The organism is Ancylobacter sp. G4_0304 (assembly GCF_047501495.1).
Taxonomy (GTDB): domain Bacteria; phylum Pseudomonadota; class Alphaproteobacteria; order Rhizobiales; family Xanthobacteraceae; genus Ancylobacter.
This window is the reverse complement of the sequence record NZ_JAZDRM010000036.1, coordinates 1-18,657: the sequence shown is the minus strand read 5'-3', so window position 1 is coordinate 18,657 and position 18,657 is coordinate 1. Positions and strand designations below refer to the sequence as shown.

Annotated in this window: 15 protein-coding genes; 12 read left to right on the top strand and 3 right to left on the bottom strand. The window is 66.1% G+C overall.

Annotated features, from left to right (window positions below; genetic code table 11):
* Window positions 1-126: 126 nt before the first annotated feature.
* Window positions 127-1,251 carry an aminomethyltransferase family protein gene (locus VRZ77_RS17915; protein WP_414593953.1) on the bottom strand — a complete coding sequence of 375 codons (1,125 nt, stop codon included), beginning with the start codon at window positions 1,249-1,251 and terminating at the stop codon, window positions 127-129.
* Window positions 1,252-1,644: 393 nt separating this feature from the next.
* Here VRZ77_RS17915 and VRZ77_RS17910 point away from each other — a divergent pair, with 393 nt between their 5' ends.
* The 11 genes from VRZ77_RS17910 (at window position 1,645) to VRZ77_RS17860 (ending at window position 14,898) form a co-directional block, all read left to right on the top strand.
* A complete protein-coding gene (locus VRZ77_RS17910) occupies window positions 1,645-2,406 on the top strand; it encodes a DeoR/GlpR family DNA-binding transcription regulator (protein WP_414593952.1) in 762 nt (253 codons plus the stop codon).
* 112 nt (window positions 2,407-2,518) lie between these two features.
* A complete protein-coding gene (locus VRZ77_RS17905; RefSeq protein WP_414593951.1) occupies window positions 2,519-4,969 on the top strand; it encodes a GcvT family protein in 2,451 nt (816 codons plus the stop codon).
* Window positions 4,970-5,099: 130 nt separating this feature from the next.
* Window positions 5,100-5,978: a phosphotransferase gene (locus tag VRZ77_RS17900; protein ID WP_414593950.1), complete on the top strand. Its 879-nt coding sequence runs from the start codon at window positions 5,100-5,102 to the stop codon at window positions 5,976-5,978.
* Between the two features lie 156 nt (window positions 5,979-6,134).
* A complete protein-coding gene (locus VRZ77_RS17895; RefSeq protein WP_414593949.1) occupies window positions 6,135-7,220 on the top strand; it encodes a catalase family peroxidase in 1,086 nt (361 codons plus the stop codon).
* Window positions 7,217-7,792 (top strand): cytochrome b, encoded by a 576-nt coding sequence (locus tag VRZ77_RS17890; protein ID WP_414593948.1) that lies wholly within the window; start codon window positions 7,217-7,219, stop codon window positions 7,790-7,792. Before VRZ77_RS17895 ends, VRZ77_RS17890 begins: the two co-directional genes overlap by 4 nt.
* A gap of 449 nt (window positions 7,793-8,241) precedes the next feature.
* On the top strand, window positions 8,242-9,630 hold the full coding sequence (locus tag VRZ77_RS17885) for an aspartate aminotransferase family protein (RefSeq protein WP_414593947.1): 1,389 nt from the start codon (window positions 8,242-8,244) through the stop codon (window positions 9,628-9,630).
* A 45-nt stretch (window positions 9,631-9,675) separates the two neighbouring features.
* The gene (locus tag VRZ77_RS17880) at window positions 9,676-10,731 is read left to right on the top strand and encodes an ABC transporter substrate-binding protein (RefSeq protein WP_414593946.1); all 1,056 of its coding nucleotides are present in this window, start codon (window positions 9,676-9,678) and stop codon (window positions 10,729-10,731) included.
* Between the two features lie 169 nt (window positions 10,732-10,900).
* Complete coding sequence (locus VRZ77_RS17875) at window positions 10,901-11,968, top strand: ABC transporter ATP-binding protein (protein WP_414593945.1); 1,068 nt, start codon at window positions 10,901-10,903, stop codon at window positions 11,966-11,968.
* Window positions 11,968-13,149 (top strand): ABC transporter permease, encoded by a 1,182-nt coding sequence (locus VRZ77_RS17870; protein ID WP_414593971.1) that lies wholly within the window; start codon window positions 11,968-11,970, stop codon window positions 13,147-13,149. Before VRZ77_RS17875 ends, VRZ77_RS17870 begins: the two co-directional genes overlap by 1 nt.
* Window positions 13,149-13,937 carry an ABC transporter permease gene (locus tag VRZ77_RS17865; RefSeq protein WP_414593944.1) on the top strand — a complete coding sequence of 263 codons (789 nt, stop codon included), beginning with the start codon at window positions 13,149-13,151 and terminating at the stop codon, window positions 13,935-13,937. Before VRZ77_RS17870 ends, VRZ77_RS17865 begins: the two co-directional genes overlap by 1 nt.
* Window positions 13,938-13,971: 34 nt before the next feature.
* Window positions 13,972-14,898 carry an aminotransferase class IV gene (locus tag VRZ77_RS17860; protein ID WP_414593943.1) on the top strand — a complete coding sequence of 309 codons (927 nt, stop codon included), beginning with the start codon at window positions 13,972-13,974 and terminating at the stop codon, window positions 14,896-14,898.
* Between the two features lie 51 nt (window positions 14,899-14,949).
* On the opposite strand, the gene VRZ77_RS17855 is transcribed toward VRZ77_RS17860, so the two are convergent.
* Both VRZ77_RS17855 and VRZ77_RS17850 read right to left on the bottom strand, forming a co-directional pair.
* Entirely contained in the window at window positions 14,950-15,807 is an 858-nt protein-coding gene (locus VRZ77_RS17855; RefSeq protein WP_414593942.1) for a DMT family transporter, read from the bottom strand.
* A 116-nt stretch (window positions 15,808-15,923) separates the two neighbouring features.
* A complete protein-coding gene (locus VRZ77_RS17850) occupies window positions 15,924-17,294 on the bottom strand; it encodes an aspartate aminotransferase family protein (protein ID WP_414593941.1) in 1,371 nt (456 codons plus the stop codon).
* Between the two features lie 323 nt (window positions 17,295-17,617).
* On the opposite strand from VRZ77_RS17850, the gene VRZ77_RS17845 reads away from it, so the two are divergent.
* A complete protein-coding gene (locus VRZ77_RS17845; RefSeq protein WP_414593940.1) occupies window positions 17,618-18,304 on the top strand; it encodes a GntR family transcriptional regulator in 687 nt (228 codons plus the stop codon).
* The last annotated feature ends 353 nt before the right edge of the window (window positions 18,305-18,657 follow it).

The window sequence follows — 18,657 nt, the reverse complement described above, 5'->3', positions numbered from 1 at the left end:
CTTAAGGGCGCAGGGCCGCCCGTCATCCATCCCGCGTGAAACGACAATGCCCGGGACGCGCCCGGGCATGACGGTGATCACAGACGATATCGCCAAAGCTTTCGCCCGATCTTTCCGGGCCAGCCCTCAGCGTTCGTCGAGCGGGTGGGTGCGCAGGCGCAGCGGATCGTAGAACGGGGTTTTTACGAGACGACCGGTGAAGCTGCCCTGCGGGCCAACCACCTCGAACTCGGTGCCGAAGGCGCCGAGTTCCGGCAGCACATGCACCAGCGCGATCGAGCGCATCAGATGCCGGCTATAGATCGAGGAGTTGAGCGAGCCGACTTCCTTGCCGTCCTTGAACAGCTTGGCACCGGGCTCAATCTGCTCGTGATGGTCGATCTCCATGCCGCGCTGGACCACGCGCTGCTCGCCCTTGCGGCGCACCAGCGCCTCCTTGCCGCGGAAGGACGGCTTGTCGAGGTCCACCGTCCAGTCGGCGCCGACTTCCCATGGCGTCTCGTCGCCCTTGGGCATGTCATAGGGGAAGAACAGCAGCGCGCCTTCGACCCGCACGATATCGAGGCTCTGCCACGACACCGGCATGGCGCCGAACGGCTTGCCGGCTTCCAGGATCGCGTCCCACAGGAATACGGTGTCGGCCGCGCTGGCGAACACCTCATAGCCGCGCTCGGCGGAATAGCCGCCGCGCGCCAGCGTCACCGGCTTGCCGAACAGGGTGGCCGGCGCGTGCTGGAAATAGGCGAGCGTGGCGAGGTCGATCGAGGCGTGCGGCTTGAGGATGTCGAGCGCGAGCGGCCCCTGAAGCGAAAGGATATGGGTGTCGCCGTCGCTGGCTACCGTGACGTCGCGTCCGGGGCTGAACTCGGCGAGCACCTCTTCCAGCTTGCCGGAGCCGTGCGACAGCCGGAAATCCTCCGGCCCGTTGCGATAGACCAGCACGTCGTCGATCAGCGAGCCGTTCTCATCGACGATATTGCTGATGGCGGACTGGCCCGGCTTCAGCTTGTCGACGTCGGAGGTCAGGATCTCATTCAGCAGCGTCACGGCCTCCGGGCCGGTGACGTTGACCAGCTGCAGCGAGGACACGTCGATCAGCCCGGCACGCGAGCGGACCGCGGTCACTTCGTCATAGGGATCGGTGGCGTAGAACTGCGGCAGGGGCATGCCGTTCCACGAGGACTCGAACTTGGTGCCGAGCGCGATGTGCCGCTCGTTGAGGATGGAGTTGCGGGGGAACACGGCGTTCATGAGTGGCGGAAACCCTGGTTCTGCGAAAGCCTGAGGCGAAACGGTAGCGAACGCGGAGGCAAGAAGCGCTGAAGCACCTGAGGCGCTGAAGGATCCGGAGCGCGGAAGGTTCGCACCCTGCGGCCCCGTCGCGGAAGCCGGCGACAGGCCGCGGCGCTCTCAAGGAGAAAGGCTCGCATCGCCGGTTTTTCCTGTCAATAAAATTTCTTCATAGGAAACGCGTTTTCTCGCCCATGAAGGCGCGCGGCGCCGGCTCCCGCCGCCGGTCCCGGCCATCGGCGGCGCCGATCTGGCCGACGAGTGGTCGCGTCCTCCCCTCGCAAACCGCGATAAATCTGCTAAAAATTGTGGTGTTTCGTTGGTTTGTGCCCGTCTCCATCAAGGAGTGACTCCATGTCCATCAAGCGCCGCGGCGACATCCTGCGGGCGGTGCAGGCCAGCGGAAGCTGCTCGATCGTGGAGTTGGCGGCACGGCTCGGCGTCTCCACCGAGACGGTCCGCCGCAACATCCAGCCGTTGATCGAGGAGGGCGCGCTGCTGCGCTTTCATGGCGGCATCATGGTGCCGGACCTTGCCGAGGAGCCGCCGTTCCAGCGCCGCATGCAGGTGAACAAGGAGGCGAAATGGGCGATCGCCGCGCTGGTGCGCGAGCGCATCGAGGATGGCGACAGCCTGTTTCTCGATAACGGCACCACCTCCGCCTATGTCGCGGAGGCGCTGGCGGCGCGCTCTCGGCTCACCGTGGTTACCCATTCCGCGCACATCGCATTCCGGCTGGCGTCGCGGAACGGCAATCGCGTGTTCATGGCCGGCGGCGAGCTCGGCGGGGAGGATGCGGCAGCATTCGGCGCCTCGGCGCTCGCCTTCATCGGGCAGTTCCAGCTGCGTTATGCGCTGCTCTCGGTGGGCGCGATCACGCGGGCCGGGGAACTGGCGGATTTCCATCTGTTCGAGGCCGAGTTCTCGCGCGCGGCGATGGCGCAGGCGCAGGAGACCTGGGTGATCGCCGACCGCTCGAAATTCGGCCGCGAGGCCTCGGTGAAAGTGTGCCCGCTCAAGGCGGTCAACGCGATCATCAGCGACGGCCCGCCGCCGGAGAGCTTCCAGGCGCAGTGCCGCGAGGCCGGGGTGCGGACCATCTATCCGCAGGAATGAGCGCATATAGCCACATAAAATGTGTCTCTGTGTGGAAATATGTTGACATGGCGCCACTCGCCCGCTGACCTTCGTTGCCGTCCTTCACGCCTGATTGTTCGGAGCCGCCCAGATGTCCGCCTTTCCCACCCAGGCCCAGATCGTCATCATCGGCGGCGGCATCATCGGCGCCTCGACGGCCTATCATCTTGGCAAGCTTGGTTTTTCCGACACGGTGCTGATCGAGAAGCACAAGCTCACCTCCGGCTCCACCTTCCACGCCGCCGGCCTTGTCGGGCAGCTGCGCTCCAATGCCGGCATCACCCAGCTGCTCGGCGAATCCGTCAAGCTTTACCGTACCTTGGAGGAAGAGACCGGCCTCGCCACCGGCTGGAAAATGAATGGTGGCCTGCGTCTCGCCTGCAATCAGGAGCGCTGGACCGAGGTGAAGCGGCAAGCCACCACCGCCCGCTCCTTCGGCCTCGAAATGCATCTCCTGACGCCGAAGGAGGCGCAGGAACTGTGGCCGCTGATGGATATTTCCGACGTGGTCGGTGCGGCCTTCCTGCCCACTGACGGGCAGGCCAATCCTTCCGACATCACCGCCTCGCTGGCCCGGGGCGCGCGGATGAAAGGCGTGACGATTCATGAGGATACGCTGGTCACCGGCCTGACGGTGAGGAACGGCCGCGTCACCAGCGTCGAGACGTCGCGCGGCTCCATCGCCTGTGAGATCGTGGTGAATTGTGCCGGGCAATGGGCACGCGAGATCGGCGCGATGGCGGGCGTGAACGTTCCCCTTGTCTCGGTCGAGCACCAGTACATGGTCACCGAGCGCATCGAGGGCGTCACCCCCAACCTGCCAACGCTGCGCGATCCCGACCGGCTGACCTATTACAAGGAGGAGGTGGGCGGCCTCGTCATGGGCGGCTATGAGCCGAACCCGATCGGCTGGGCCGCGGACGGCATCCCGGAGGGCTTCAATTTCCAGCTACTGCCTTCTAATTTCGATCATTTCGAGCCGATCATGGAGCTGGCGCTCGGCCGCGTGCCGGCGCTGGAGACCGCCGGCATCAAGGAACTGATCAACGGCCCGGAGAGCTTTACCCCGGACGGCAATTTCATCCTCGGGCAGGCGCCGGAACTGACCGGCTTTTATGTCGGCGCCGGCTTCAACGCCTTCGGCATCGCCTCGGGCGGCGGCGCGGGCAAGGCGCTGGCGGAATGGATCGCGGGCAATGGCCGCCCGCCCTACGACCTGTCGCCGGTCGATATATTGCGCTTCGGCCGCAACCATCAGGATGTCGGCTGGGTGCGGGCGCGCACGCTGGAAGCCTATGGCAAGCACTACACCATCGCCTGGCCGCATGAGGAGCACGCCTCCGGCCGCCCGCTCCGCCGCTCCCCGCTTTATGACCGGCTGAAAGCCCAGGGCGCGGTGTTCGGCGAGAAGCTCGGCTGGGAACGGCCGAACTGGTTCGCAGCCGAGGGCGAGGAGGCCAGGGACATCTACACCTATGGGCGCCCGAACTGGTCCGGTCCGGTGGCTCGCGAGAACCGCGCGGCGCGTTCGTCGCTCGGCATTCTCGACCAGAGCTCCTTCGCCAAGTTCCTGCTGATGGGAAAAGACGCCGAGGCAGCGCTGTCTTATCTCAGTGCGGCGGACGTCAGCGGCCCCGCGGGCAGCGTGACCTACGCGCCGATGCTGAACGAGCGTGGTGGCATCGAATGCGACGTCACGGTCGCCCGGCTTTCGCCGACCTCCTATTACGTGATCGCCGGCACCGGTGCCGCGACCCATGATTTCGACTGGATCCGCCGCAACATCTCGTCCGCGCTCGATGCGCATCTGGTGGACATCACCTCGGCCTATGCAGTGCTGACCCTGATCGGGCCGAATTCCCGCAAGCTGCTGGAAAAGCTGACGCGCGACGACGTGTCGAATGCCGGCTTCCCCTATGCGAGCCTGCGCGAGATCCGCCTAGCTGGCGCACCGGTGCGGGCGCTGCGGCTCACCTATGCCGGCGAACTGGGCTATGAGTTGCACCTGCCCACCGAATTCGCGCTCACGGTCTATGAGGCGCTGATGGCGGCGGGCGAGGAATTCGCGATCGCCAATGTCGGCTATCGCGCGCTGGAGACGCTGCGGCTGGAGAAGGGCTACTGGGCCTCGGGCTCGGATGTCGGCCCGGACCAGACACCGTTCGAGGCGGGCCTGAGCTGGGCAGTGCAACTCAATTCTGGCCGGGATTTCATCGGCCGCGCCGCGCTGGAGGCCAAGGTCGGCCAGCCTTTAAAGAAGCGGCTCGCTGGTTTCACGGTCGCGGACCCCAATGTCATCCTGCTCGGCCGCGAAACCATCTATCGCAATGGCGAGCGCATGGGCTGGCTGTCCTCCGCCGGCGTCGGGCCGACCGTCGGGCTGCCGATCGGGCACGGCTATGTGCGCCGCGCGGAAGGCGGGCTCGACGACGCTTTCCTGCTCGCGGGCGACTATGAGCTGGAAGTCGCCATGGAGCGGGTGCCGGCGAAGATTCACCTCGGCGCTTTGTACGACCCGGAGAATGAGCGGATTTTCGCTTAGGGAAACCACCCCTCTTCCTGCTGGGGAGAGGGGAAGAAGCCGGGCCATGGCGCGATAGGCGGTTAGGTTCGGCACGCCCGTTGCCTCGCTCTCCGGGACCACGCACCCTCTCCGTCCACCGGATCGCCCCATGCCGCAGAGCCCCGAAGACCGAATCCGCGCCCTTGGCTTCTGGCGCACCCCGGTTGAGCCGCGCCCGCTCGGTGGCGGCATCACCAACACCAATTTCGTGGTGGAGGATGCCGGGGCGACCTATGTGGTGCGGCTGGGCGACGACATCCCGCTGCACAATGTCATGCGCTTTAACGAACTCGCGGCGGCGCGCGCGGCCGAGGCGGCGGGCATATCGCCGGCGCTGCGCCATGCCGAGCCGGGGCTGCTGGTGATCGATTTCATCGAGGGCCGAACCTATGGCGAGGCGGATGTCCGCGCGAACCTGTCCCGCGTGGTCGAGCTGGTACGCCGCGCCCATGTCGGCGTGACGCGCGAATTGCGCGGGCCGGCGCTCGCGTTCTGGACCTTCCATGTGCTGCGCGCCTATCTCCACACGCTGCGCGACGGCGGCCATCGGCTGGCGGACGAGCTGCCGGGCTTTGCCGCGCTGGCCGAGCGGGTCGAGGCGCGGTTGGGAGCGAGCGAGGTGGCGTTCACCCATAACGACCTGCTGCCGGCCAATTTCATCGACGATGGCGCCCGGCTCTGGCTGATCGACTGGGATTATGGCGGGTTCAACACGCCGCTGTTCGATCTCGGCGGGCTCGCGTCCAATAACGACTTCGACGCTGCCCAGCGCGACGAGATGCTCGGCCTCTATTACGGGCGTCCGCCGGACGACGCGTTGCGGGTGCGGTTGCAGGCGATGCTGGTGGCCTCGCTGCTGCGCGAATCCTTGTGGAGCATGGTCTCCGAGATGCATTCGGTCATCGATTTCGACTATCGCGCCTATACGGCGGAGAACCTCGCGCGGCTGGCGCGGGCGGTTGGCGAGCTCGATGCGATGGAGAGCTGACGGCCGTAAGAGGCGAAGATCGGGTGTGAACCGCGAGGGCTAATGGGCAAGGAGCGGGCGTTCAGGTAATCTCTTCGACACGGCGTGCCTTAGGTTGAATGTCAGGAAGTCGGCGGTCGTTCTGGGGTGGCGGGCCGATGGTTTGCGGAGACCGCCATGGCCCAACGACCGCCACCCTCGGCACCCGCCGTGCTGGCCTCTCTCGCGCTCATCGGCGGAATCGTCGCCGTCGGAGCTGGCGCTTTCGCCTATACCGGCGGGTTCCTATCGCCAGACCGGCTGACGCCGGCGCGCCTCGTCGGCGCGCTGGCGCCGCCCGGCGGGCCGGCGCTCGGCCACCGGCGCAACCACGCCAAGGGCATCTGTTTCACTGGCGAGTTCCGCTCGACTGGCAATGCGGCGGCGCTGTCGCGGGCGCCGATGCTGGCGAGCGGGAGTTTCCCGGTGCTCGGCCGCTTTAATCTCGGCACGCCGGACCCGAATGCGCCGGACGCCACGGTTCGGGTGCGCGGCATGGGATTGCAGATCACCGCCCCGGACGGGCAGGTGTGGCGGGCGGCGATGATTGACCCGCCCGTGTTCCCGGTGGCGACCCCGGAGGCCTTCTATGCCCTGCTAACGGCGTCGCACAGCAAGGACGCGGGGGCGATGCCGGCGTTCATCGCCGCCCACCCGGAGTTTCCCAGATTTGTGGCCTGGGCCAAGAGCGCGCCCTATACGGGCAGCTACGCTGAGGACGCTTTTCACAGCCTGAACGCCTTCCTGTTCACCAATGCGAAAGGGCAAACGCAGGCGGTGCGCTGGGCGCTGGTGCCGGAGGCCCCGGTAACGCCGCTCACCGACGCAAAGCTCGCCGCACTCGGCCCCGACCATCTGGAAACCGAGATCGCCACACGAGTGGCCAGCGCGCCGCAGAGCTGGAAGCTGATGGTCACAGTGGCCGCACCCGGCGACCCGACCAACGACCCGAGCCAGCCCTGGCCGGCGGAGCGGCGCGCGATCGAGGCCGGCACGCTGGTGGTCGACGCGATCGAGGCCGAGGCCGATGGGCCGTGCCGCGACATCAATTTCGACCCGACCATCCTGCCGGACGGCATCGCGGTCTCCGACGATCCGTTCCCCGCCGCCCGCTCGGCCGCCTATGCGCGCTCCTATAATTTGCGCACCGCAGAGGCGAAGGACTACCCCCGCCAGCCGGCTCCGGCCGCCGCCTCGCCTCAGCCCGGGAGTGCCACGCCATGAGCCAGGAAACGCGTCAGGTTGCGAGCCGGTTCACGCTTCTGCAGCGCACGCTCCACTGGCTGATGGCCGTGGCGATACTGGCGATGCTATTCATTGGCATCGCCATGGTCTCGATCGTGGTGCCGGCTTATGTGCCGCTGCTCGCCACTCACAAGACGCTCGGCATCGCCATTCTGGCGCTTGCGGTGGTCCGGCTGGCGGTACGCGTGTTCCAGGGGGCGCCGAAGCTGCCGGCGGACCTGCCCGTGCCGATGAAGCTCGCCGCGCATCTGTCACATTATGCGCTTTATGCCCTGATGATTGGCATGCCGCTCATCGGCTGGGCGATGTTGTCGGCGGGTGGCTATCCGGTGGTGTTGCTCGGCGGCATCCGGCTGCCGGCGCTGGTCGCCCAGAGTGACGCGCTGCACACGCTGTTGTGGAACGCGCATGTCTATCTGGCCTTCGCCCTGTTTGCGCTGGTGCTGATGCATCTGGCGGCAGCCCTGTTCCACGGGCTGATACGGCGCGACGGCGTGCTTGAAAGCATGGCTTCGCTGCGCGCCGGACGTGGGGTTTCCCCCGGCGAATAGCCTGCCCGGCGGGGAGGCCCGCCGTTTCCAATCTGCGACTTTCCACCGCTGCGCGGCGCCCGGCTCACGGCCGGGCGTCGCGTTTTTACGTTGTGGGACAAGGACGTGCGCGCCAGCGCCGCCCGTTCTCGGCGGCTCGGCAGTGCCGCAACGGCAGCGGATTCTTGCCACCCAGACGAAAGGTGGAACGCGGCCGGGGCAATGTGGAACGGCTTTTGCGAGGGATGTTCTCAGCTCGAACAAGAGCCCAAGCCACTGGAGATTAACGCTATAATCTGTGATCACATTATCACTGAAACTGGGCTTTTCGCGTGAAGTCAACGGAAACGGATGTGAGTTTTCCGGAAATTTCGCTGGTATTTCAGTCGTTTCAGATCGCTGTGATCACAATTTAACCGCTCTGCATGCTGCGTCTGCCGCTTTGCAGGGCAATCCGTCGAGGAGCCAATATGCCTATCCCCAACTCGGTTGAGGCGCGTGATATCGCCTTTCATCTGCATCCGGCGACCAATGCCAAGAAGCATCTGGAGGCCGGTCCGCTCGTCATCGAGCGCGGCGAGGGCATCCATGTGTTCGACGCCTCGGGCCGCAAATATATCGAGGCGCTGGCCGGGCTGTGGTGCGCGGGGCTGGGCTTCAGCGACGATCGCGTCGCCGATGCCGTCTACAAGCAGATGAAGACGCTGCCCTATTACCACACCTTCGCGCACCGCTCGCACGGGCCGGTGGTCGACCTCGCCGAGAAGCTGATCGCAATGGCGCCTGCGCCGATGAGCAAGGTGTTCTTCACGAACTCCGGCTCCGAGGCGGTCGACACGGTGATGAAGCTGGTCTGGTACCGCTCCAATGCCATGGGTCAGCCGCAGAAGAAGAAGTTCATTGCCCGCGAGCGCGCTTTCCACGGCCTCACCGCGGCGGCCTCGTGCCTGACCGGGCTGCCCGGAAACCATCGCGGCTTCGACCTGGTCTTCGACGGGGTGCTGCGCGTCACCGCGCCGGATCATTACCGCAACGCTTTGCCGGGCGAGAGCGAGAGCGCCTTCGCCACGCGCCTGGCCGAAGAACTGGAGGCGCTGATCCTCGCCGAGGGGCCCGAGACCATCGCGGCCTTCATCGGCGAGCCGGTCATGGGCGGGGGCGGTGTGATCGTGCCGCCGATGGATTACTGGCCCAAGATGCAGGCGGTGCTGCGAAAATATGACATTCTCACCGTCGCTGACGAGGTGATCTGCGGTTTCGGGCGCACCGGCACCATGTTCGGCTCGACCACGCTCGGCATTGAGCCGGACATCATGACGCTCTCCAAGCAGCTCTCCTCGGCCTATCTACCGATCTCGGCGGTGATGGTGAACGAGAAGACCGTCGCCCCGATCATCGAGCAGAGCGGTGATCTCGGCATTCTTGGCCACGGCTTCACGGCAAGCGGCCATCCGGTGGCGGCCGCCGCCGCGGTCGAGGTGCTGCGTATCATCGAGGAGGACAGGCTGGTCGAGAACGCCGCGCGTTCAGGCGAGCATCTGCGCGCGGGTCTCGCCAAGCTCGCCGATCATCCGCTGGTCGGCAATGTGCGCGGCGTCGGACTGATGGCGGCGGTCGAGCTGGTGCTCGACAAGGAGACCAAGACCGCGATCCCCGGCCAGCCGGGCGCGCTTGGTCTGCTGGTCAACACGCGGCTGCAGGAACTCGGCGTGCTGACCCGCGCCATGGTCGACACGGTGGGTTTCTCGCCGCCCCTCATCATCACCATCGCCGAGGTGGACGCGCTGCTCGCGCTGTTCACCCAGGCCCTGGACGATGTTGCCGCCTCGCTCGCGGCCGCCACCCTGGAGCCGGCGTGAGCCGCCGGCCCCCAAAACACGCAAGATCATCCACAGGAGAACAGCATGACCATCAAGAACGGAATCCGCGGGCTCGGCCTCGTGTCGGCCGCGATCCTGGCCTTTGCCGCGACTCCCGGCCTGGCGGGCGACCTCACCATTGTCGGCTGGGGCGGCGCCACGCAGGACGGCCAGCGCGAGGCTTACTTCAAGCCGTTCGCGGCCAAGGAAGGCATCAAGGTCCTGGAGGATTCCTGGGACGGCGGCTACGGCGTCCTGCAGTCGAAGGTGAATGCCGGCAACCCGAACTGGGACGTGGTGCAGGTCGAATCCGAGGAGCTGGTGCTCGGCTGCGCGGACGGGATCTATGAGAAGCTCGACTGGGCGCAGATCGGCCCCAAGGAGGACTTCCTGGAGGAGAGCGTCAGCGATTGCGGCATCGGCACGCTGACCTCGGGCACCGGCCTCGCCTATGACAGCGCGAAGTGGCCGGACGGGCCGAAGAGCTGGGCCGACTTCTGGGACCTCAAGAAATATCCCGGCAAGCGCGCCCTGCGCAAAGGCCCGAAATACACGCTGGAATTCGCGCTGATGGGCGACGGCGTGCCGGCCGACAAGGTGTACGAGGTGCTGGCCACGCCCGAAGGCGTCGACCGCGCCTTCAAGAAGCTGGAAGAGCTCGGCCCCAACCTGATCTGGTGGGAAGCCGGCGCGCAGCCGATCCAGTATCTCGCCTCGGGCGAAGTGGCGATGAGCGCCGCCTATAATGGCCGCGTCTCCAACGTGAATGCCAAGGAAGGCAAGAAGTTCGTGTTCGTGTGGCCGGGCAACGTCGTCGCCACCGACAGCTGGGTGATCCTCAAGGGCTCCGCCAACAAGGAGGCCGCCCAGAAGGCGATCGCCTTCATGAGCCAGCCCGAGAACCAGGCCAAGATGCCGAAATACGTCGCCTACGGCATCACCAACAAGAAGGCTGCCGCCGAGGTCCCGCCGGAGCTGGAAAAGAACCTGCCGACCAATGTCGAGAACCTGAAGGGCGCGTTGCCGCTCGGCGTCGAGTTCTGGATCGACAACAATGAGAGCCTGACCCAGCGCTTCAACGCCTGGCTCGCCACGCGCTGACGCCGCCGCTCCCGCATGTCCCCGCGCCGCTCAAACGGCGCGGGGGTTGCAAGGACGGCTGCCATTCCACGCCGGCGACTGCGGCCGCCGGCGCCCGACACTCGCGCCCCGCAGCGCGTCCCGGTCCGGCGTGTGCCGGCGGGGCGGGGCTTCGAATGGAGATTGCCTGGTGGTTGACTTCCATATCCGCCTCGACGGGGTGACCAAGACCTACGGTTCGCTCCGCGTGGTCGACAATCTGCGGCTCGACATCGTCCGTGGCGAATTCCTCAGCCTGCTCGGCCCGTCCGGCTCGGGCAAGACCACGATCCTGATGATGCTCGCCGGCTTCCAGGATGCGTCCGAGGGGACGATCTATGTTGACGGCAACATGATCAACGACATTCCCTCGCACCGGCGCAACATGGGGGTGGTGTTCCAGAGCTACGCGCTGTTCCCCCATATGAGTGTGGCGCAGAACGTGGCGTTTCCGCTGAAGATGCGCGGCGTCGGCCGTGCGGAAATCCAGAGCCGCGTCGAGCGCGCGCTCGACATGGTGCAGCTCTCCACCATGAAGGACCGCAAGCCCTCGCAGCTTTCCGGCGGCCAGCAGCAGCGAGTCGCACTGGCGCGCGCGCTGGTGTTCGAGCCCGGTGTGGTGCTGATGGACGAGCCGCTCGGCGCGCTCGACAAGCAATTGCGTGAGCAGATGCAGCTCGACATCCGCGAACTGCATGCCCGTCTCGGCCTCACCATCGTGTTCGTGACCCACGACCAGTCCGAGGCGCTCACCATGTCGGACCGTATCGCGGTGTTCAACAAGGGGCGCATCGAGCAGATCGACACGCCGCGCGTGATCTATGACCACCCCGCCACCCGCTTCGTCGCCGAGTTCATCGGCGAGACCAATCTGATGGAAGGCGAGATCGCCGGCCGTGACGGCGGCGAGGCCATGGTCCGGCTTGCCGATGGCGGCATGATGCGGGTGCGTGCGCGTGACGGGCTTGAGAGCGGCGCCAAGGTGCTGGTGACGATCCGCCCGGAAAAGGTCGAGCTTTCCGATCCGCCGGCGGCGGCCAACAGCTTCCCGGTCACCGTCAGCGATACCATTTATCAGGGCGATCACTTCCGGGTGCAGCTTCAGGGCGCCGGCCAGCGCTTCATCGCACGGCGCGACCGCCGCGCCGCGGAATGGCCGCAGGGCGCGCGGCTTCACGCCACTTTCGCCGCCGACGACTGCTGGGTGATCGCGCCATGATGGCCCGGCTGTGGAACCGTAGGACCCGCGCCATGCTGCTGGTCCTGCCGATGGCGCTGTTCATCGCCGTGTTCTTCGTCTGGCCGCTGGTCATCATGGTCAAGCAGTCGATCTCCGACACGGCGGTGCTGCAGATATTGCCGCGCACCGCCGATGCCGTCGCCGACTGGGACCGCACCTCGCCGCCGAGCGAGGCAATGCAGGTTGCGCTGATCGCCGATTTGCGCGCGGCGACCGACGAGAAGGCGGTCGGCGACATGGTGCGCCGGCTCAACAGCGCGCAGTCCGGCTTCCGCACCTTGATGAGCAAGACCATTTCGGCGGTCGCCAAGCCCGAGACCGGGCCGATGCTGGAACCGGTGGACAAGCGCTGGATGCAGCCGCCCTACTGGATCGCCATCGCCGACGCGCTGGAACCGAGGACCGACCGCTATTTGCTGGCCGCCGTCGATTTGGAGCGCAATAACGCGGGTGACATCGTGTCGATGGCGGAGGGGGCATCCGCGAACCGGCTTATCTTCGGCCGCACCTTCTGGATCGCCGCCGTCGTCACCTTCTTCTGCGTGCTGATCGGCTATCCTTATGCCCTGCTCACCGCCGCCTCGACCGGGACGACGCGCGCGATCCTGCTCGCCGCCGTTCTGCTGCCGCTGTGGACCTCGCTGCTGGTGCGCACCGCTGCCTGGTTCATCCTTCTCCAGGAACAAGGGTTGATCAACGGTTTCCTGATGAGCACCGGCGTCATCTCCTCTCCGCTGTCGCTGATCTTCAACCGCACCGGCGTGGTCATCGCCATGACCCATGTGCTGCTGCCGCTGATGGTGCTGCCGATCTACAGCGTGCTGGTGACGATCCCGAGCAACCTGATGCCGGCGGCGACGTCGCTCGGCGCGCATCCGCTGCGTGCCTTCCTCCATGTCATGCTGCCACTGAGCCTGCGCGGCGTGATCTCCGGCATGCTGCTCGTGTTCATGACGGCGGTCGGCTACTACATCACCCCGGCACTGGTCGGGGGCGCCGGCGACCAGATGATCAGTGCGATCATCGCCTTCTATTCCACCCAGACCGCGAACTGGAGCATGGCGAGCGCGCTCGGCCTGGTGCTGCTGATCGTCACCCTCGTGCTCTATGTGGTCTACGCCCAGCTCTCGGGCCGCGACAGCGTCAGCGGGAGGATGTGATGCGCCCCGGCAAGCTCATTTCCTCCGTGTTTGGCATTCTCGCCGTCTGCTTCCTCCTGTTGCCGCTGGTGGTGATCCTGCCGCTGGCCTTCACCTCCAGCCTGTTCCTGATCTATCCGATCCCGTCCTTCTCGCTGCGCTGGTTCGACGTGCTGGTGACCAACCCGGTATGGCGGGCGGCGATCGTCAACAGCCTGATCATCGGTATCGGCACCACGCTCCTGTCGACGGTACTCGGCGGACTGGCCTCGCTCGGCCTGCGCGAGAAGCTGCGTTTCGTCACCACGCCGCTTTCCACCCTGTTCCTGCTGCCGATGGTGGTGCCGGCGGTGGTGCTAGGCGTGGGGCTGCAGATCCTCTACGCCCGTTTCGGACTGTCCAGCAGCTATCTCGGCATGATTATCGCTCACACGGTGATCGCGATCCCGCTGGTGATGGTGAGCGTGACCAATTCGCTGCAGGGTATGGACACGAGGCTGGAGCTCGCTTCCGCCAGCCTCGGCGCCGGGCCTGCGGCCACGCTCTGGCACGTCACCCTGCCGCTCGCCGTGCCGGGCATCCTTACCGGCGCGGTGCTCGCCTTCGCCGTATCGCTGGATGAGGTGGTGCTGAACATCTTCCTCGCCGGCCCCGGCCAACGCACCATCGCGCGGCAGATGTTCGCCGAGCTGCGCGACAACATCAGCCCGGCCATCGCGGCGGCGGCTTTTCTCTTCATTGCCGGCACCATCGTGCTGATGGCGCTGGTCCTCATCATGCGGCGCCGCGCTGGCGGCACAGCTTCCTGACGTTGCCGTTCCCAACCTGCAAGGACCCGAATTCATGGATGCGGTGAACACCGACCTTTCCGCGTTGCGCGGCAAATATGCCGGCGCGGCGGCCTATCTCGACGGCAGCTTCATGCCGCTCGCCGAGGCGAAGATCCCGGTGACGCACTGGGGCTATCGTCGCTCCGACGTCACCTATGACGTGGTGGGCGTGAAGGACGGGCGGTTCTTCCGACTCGACGACCACATCAAGCGCTTCCGCGCCTCGATGACCGCGCTCCACATGGACCCTCCGGAAAGCGACGAGGAGATCCGGGACATCCTGATGAAGCTGGTGCTGATGGCGGATGTGCGCGACGCCTATGTTTCGATGGAGTGCCTGCGCGCCTCGCCCGCGCCCGGCGCGTTGCGCCACCCCGCCTCCTGCCGCGCCTATCTGTCGTGCTCGGCGGTACCTTGGATTTCCATCATTACCCCGGAAATGGAGGTGCGCGGCATGCATCTCATCGTCTCCAAAGTGCGGCGCATGCCGGTCGATTCCTTCGATCCGCGTGTGAAGAACTTCATGTGGGGCGATCTCACCGAATCGCTTTTCGAGGCCAAGGCAGCCGGCGCCGATTTCGCCGTGCTGCTCGATCATGACGGCAATGTCACCGAAGGGCCGGGCTTCAATGTGTTCTGCATCACTGACGGCGTCGTCGCGACCCCGATCCGCGGCGGGCTCGACGGCATCACCCGCAAGTCGGTGTTCGAACTGTGCGAGGAACTGGGGTTGAAGCTCGAAGTGCGCGAGGTCTCCGAGGACGAGCTGCGCAATGCCGACGAGATTTTCACCTCGACCACAGCGGGCGGCATCATGCCCGCCTCGCGGCTCGACGGGCGCATTTTCGGCAATGACCGCCCCGGGCCGATCTCGATGAAGCTGAAGGAAGCGTTCTGGGCCAAGCGCGCACAGGGCTGGCACGGCACCGACATCCTGTGAGGCGAACCCGGCGCCGGCAGCTCCGGCGTCGGCTCCTTCCCGGACAAGGCGTCAGGTGGTGGCGACCCGCAACGGGCGACGCAGCACCAATATAACCCCGGCAAGGATCAGCCCGGTGCCGAGGATTTTCATCGGCGGCACCGGCTCGGCGAAGAACAGGGCGCCCATGCTGATGGTGATCACCGGGTTCAGCATGGAGAACGGTACCACGGCGGTCACCGGGTTGCGCTCCAGCAGCGAATACCAGACCCAATAGGCCAGCACCGAGGACAGCACGACGCTGTAGGCCAGGGCGCCCCAGCCATGGACGCCGGCGGTTTCGAGGCTCGCCAGCCCATGCGGCTCGAACAGCAGGGTCAGCACGGCGAGCTGTGGCACGCTGAAAAGCGCCGACCAGCCGGTGAAGGCCAGCGGATCGATGCGTGGCATGGCCTTGATGATCAGATTGGTCACCGCCCAGCCAGCGGCGCTGATGAGCAGCAGCGCGAAGGGCAGGGGCGCGGGAAAGCCCGGCCCGAAGGAAAGCGCCAGCACGCCGGCAATGGTAAGGGCGAGCCCAACCAGCGCCGCCGGGCGCAGCCGCTCGCCGAAGGCAGCGCAGGCCATCAGGCTCGCCATCGGCGCGCCGAGCTGCATCAGCACCGTGCTGGTACCGACTTCCGCGAGACTGAGCGCCACGAACAGCATCCCGAAATGCAGCGTGCCGAAGGTGACCGAGGCCAGCGCCAGCCAGGGCAGATGCCGGCGCTCGATGCGGGTGAACGGGACGAGGATGGCCGCGACCAGCCCAAAGCGCATCACGCTCAGCAGCATGGGCGGGATTTCGGTGACGCCCTGCTTGACGAGCACGAGATTGCCCGCCCAGCAGGCGACGACGCCGATGGCGAGCAGCTTATCGGTGAAACGCATGATGGCGATGGGTCCGCGAGGCGTGCGAAGCGTCTCCCGCGATCTGGGCCGGAGACGAGAGAAGCCAGTGGAAGGACGGGCCTCCCGCTGGCCGGTTCGGCAAGGCCACGGCGCCGTCAGCCGGCGGCGAGCACCGTGTCCAGCGCGAGGCGCAGCCGGCGCGCCAACTCGCCGATCTCGGCTTCAGTGATGATCAGCGGCGGGGCCAGCACAATGGAACCCTGAAGCGGCCGCACCACCACGCCGGCGGCGAGGCCGGCCTCATAGACCTGCTGGGCGAGGCCGCCGGGGGTCAGCGAGGGCGAGGCGCCCGCCTTGCCCTCGCCGGGACGGGCGAGCTGCACCGCGCCGGCAAGGCCGACGCAGCGCGTGGCGGTGACGAAGGGGTGGTCTTCCAGGCTCGCCAACGCCTTCTGCCAGACCGGCATAACCGACTGGACATGGCCGAGGATGTTCCGCTTCTCGAAGATGTCGAGCACCTTGAGTGCGACGGCCGCGGAGACCGGATGGCCGCCATAGGTGCCGCCGTGATTGAAGATGCCGGCGGTATTGGAGCCCTGCTCCAGGAAGCTGTAGAACTCGTCCGACATCACCACGGCCGAGATCGGCTGATAGGCGCCCGACAGGCCCTTGGCGCAGCTGATGCAGTCCGGCTCCACGCCGAAGGTCTGGCTGCCCCACATCTTTCCGGTGCGCCCGAAGCCGGTGACCACTTCGTCGGCATAGAGCCGGATGCCGTACTCGTCGAGCACCGCCTTGATCTTCGGGAAATAGTCCTTCGGCGGGGGGAACATGCCGGAGGACACCGAGACCGGCTCGGCGATCATCGCGGCGATGGTCTCGGGGCCGGCGGCTTCGATGGTCTGGCGCAGCTCCTCGACCAGGCGGTCGCAATAGGCGTCCTCGGTCTCGTCCGGGAGGGCGCCGATCGGCCAGGTGGGGTGCGTGACGAACAGGCTGTCATCGGTGCGGATACCGAACGCTTCCTGCAGCGCGGCGCTGCCGCCTAGCGCGGTCGTGGCGATGGTGCCGCCATGATAGGAGGCGCGGCGCGAGATGATCTTGCGGCGCTGGGGCTCGCCGGCCACGCGGTTGGCGTACCAGGTAAACTTCACCAGCTGATCATTGGCTTCCGATCCGGTCGTGGCGAACATGACATGACCGCCGCGCACGGGCGAGGCCTCGGCGAGGCGCTCGGCGAGCTCCATCACCACCGGAACGGTGCGGTGGATTCCCGAGGGGTACATCGGCAGCGCACGGAGCTGCTGGATCGCGGCCTCGATCAGTTCTTCGTCGCTGAAGCCGAGATTGACGCAGTAAAAGGTCGAGACCGCCTCGATATAGTCGCGCCCGGCCTCGTCGAATGTGTAGATGCCCTTGCCGCCGACGAACATCAGCGGGCGCTGCTCGCGCAGCGTCTGAAGGTTGGAAAACGGCAGCAGGACGGCATTACCGACCTGGTTCGAACCCGGCGCGAGCACGTTCATCGCTTCTTCCCGCTAGTGTGATCACAGATAATCCGCGAGGCTACAGGCGGAACCGTTCGGGCGTCAAGATGAGGTCAGGTTTCTCCGACGAATCGGGTACGTTCCAGTATAATGTGAGCTTTCCTCGCCGCACTTGCGTGCGAATCTGGTTATGTGATCACATCGCAAAGCCTTGCTGTTGCGGGATCGCGGGCATGCCCGCCCCGCCAAGGCCACGGGAGGATTTCATCGCAAGCGAAAAGCTTCTAAGGAAAGCCACGAGCGAGGCGAGGAGCCGGCGGCCGCGCAACGCGGAACCGCCGGCCGCCGGGATGGGGGAACGGGTGGCGCTACTCAACGGAACCAGCACGCTTTCGGATCAGGTCTATTCCGCAATCCGGCAGGACATGCTCGACGGCAACATGCTGCCGGGTGCCAAGGTGTCGCTGCGCTCGCTCGCCACCACCTATGGCACCAGTATGCAGCCTGTGCGCGAGGCGGTCGCCCGACTGGTGGCGGACGATGCTCTGGAAGTAACGCCGGCCCGCACCATCCAGGTGCCGCTTCTGGAGCAACAACTGTGCGACGAGGTTTGGTCGGTGCGTTCGCTGATCGAGGGCGAGGCCGCCGCACTGTTCGCTTTGCACGCCAGCGACGCGGCGTTCGACGAGTTGCACGAGCTGACCGCCGCTTCCCACCGCGCGCAGTTCCACGGAACACCGGCAGAGCATATGCGCTCGATCCATAATTGGGCATTCTTCGTCTCGGAGAATTGCGGTTCGCCGCTGCTGGCCTCGCTGATCCGCACCATGCGACTGCGCGGCGCGCCGATGATGGCGCTGGCGCTCCATACGCCGGCCGAGCCCGACCCGGCCTTCCTGCAGTTCACCAACCAGATCATGCAGGAAATCGTGCTCGCGCTGCGCACGCGCGACGGCTCGCGGGTGCGCGACCTGCGGCGGGTCGATGTGCTCAGCTATCAGCGCTATCTCTATAGCCGTCTGGGCTGGACGCTGAAGCGGGCGTTCTGAACCGAGACGCGACGCGGCTTATGTCCGCCCTGGAAAGGGCGTGGCGGGCGTTCTTTTCAGGGCTTTCGGGCGAGTTTTTTCGGACGCCTGGCGAGCCTCCTAGCCATAAGATCATGGAGAATAAGGATTTTCCGAATTTCGATGACCGGCTTTTCCACAGTCATCTCGGCGTGACGGAAATCTGAAAAAGGGCGTTGACAGGTTTTGAAGGTCCCCCTATAACCCAGCCCATCGACGGGGCGCGCCGCTGACGCGGTGCTGACGCTCCTCTGGTTGATCCCGACAGAGACGAGGTCTTCGGACCGGCGGTCGCCGGAGGGAAAACTGTCGAGTGCTTAAGGGTGTGAGCCCTT

Excerpts from the sequence above, each read along its gene's own strand:
- VRZ77_RS17890 (WP_414593948.1), top strand. The coding sequence starts at position 7,217 with ATGAGCCAGGAAACGCGTCAGGTTGCGAGCCGGTTCACGCTTCTGCAG.
- VRZ77_RS17865 (WP_414593944.1), top strand. The coding sequence starts at position 13,149 with ATGCGCCCCGGCAAGCTCATTTCCTCCGTGTTTGGCATTCTCGCCGTC.
- VRZ77_RS17895 (WP_414593949.1), top strand. The coding sequence starts at position 6,135 with ATGGCCCAACGACCGCCACCCTCGGCACCCGCCGTGCTGGCCTCTCTC.
- VRZ77_RS17910 (WP_414593952.1), top strand. The coding sequence starts at position 1,645 with ATGTCCATCAAGCGCCGCGGCGACATCCTGCGGGCGGTGCAGGCCAGC.
- VRZ77_RS17855 (WP_414593942.1), bottom strand. The coding sequence starts at position 15,807 with ATGCGTTTCACCGATAAGCTGCTCGCCATCGGCGTCGTCGCCTGCTGG.
- VRZ77_RS17915 (WP_414593953.1), bottom strand. The coding sequence starts at position 1,251 with ATGAACGCCGTGTTCCCCCGCAACTCCATCCTCAACGAGCGGCACATC.
- VRZ77_RS17885 (WP_414593947.1), top strand. The coding sequence starts at position 8,242 with ATGCCTATCCCCAACTCGGTTGAGGCGCGTGATATCGCCTTTCATCTG.
- VRZ77_RS17870 (WP_414593971.1), top strand. The coding sequence starts at position 11,968 with ATGGCCCGGCTGTGGAACCGTAGGACCCGCGCCATGCTGCTGGTCCTG.
- VRZ77_RS17905 (WP_414593951.1), top strand. The coding sequence starts at position 2,519 with ATGTCCGCCTTTCCCACCCAGGCCCAGATCGTCATCATCGGCGGCGGC.
- VRZ77_RS17860 (WP_414593943.1), top strand. The coding sequence starts at position 13,972 with ATGGATGCGGTGAACACCGACCTTTCCGCGTTGCGCGGCAAATATGCC.
- VRZ77_RS17850 (WP_414593941.1), bottom strand. The coding sequence starts at position 17,294 with ATGAACGTGCTCGCGCCGGGTTCGAACCAGGTCGGTAATGCCGTCCTG.
- VRZ77_RS17880 (WP_414593946.1), top strand. The coding sequence starts at position 9,676 with ATGACCATCAAGAACGGAATCCGCGGGCTCGGCCTCGTGTCGGCCGCG.
- VRZ77_RS17900 (WP_414593950.1), top strand. The coding sequence starts at position 5,100 with ATGCCGCAGAGCCCCGAAGACCGAATCCGCGCCCTTGGCTTCTGGCGC.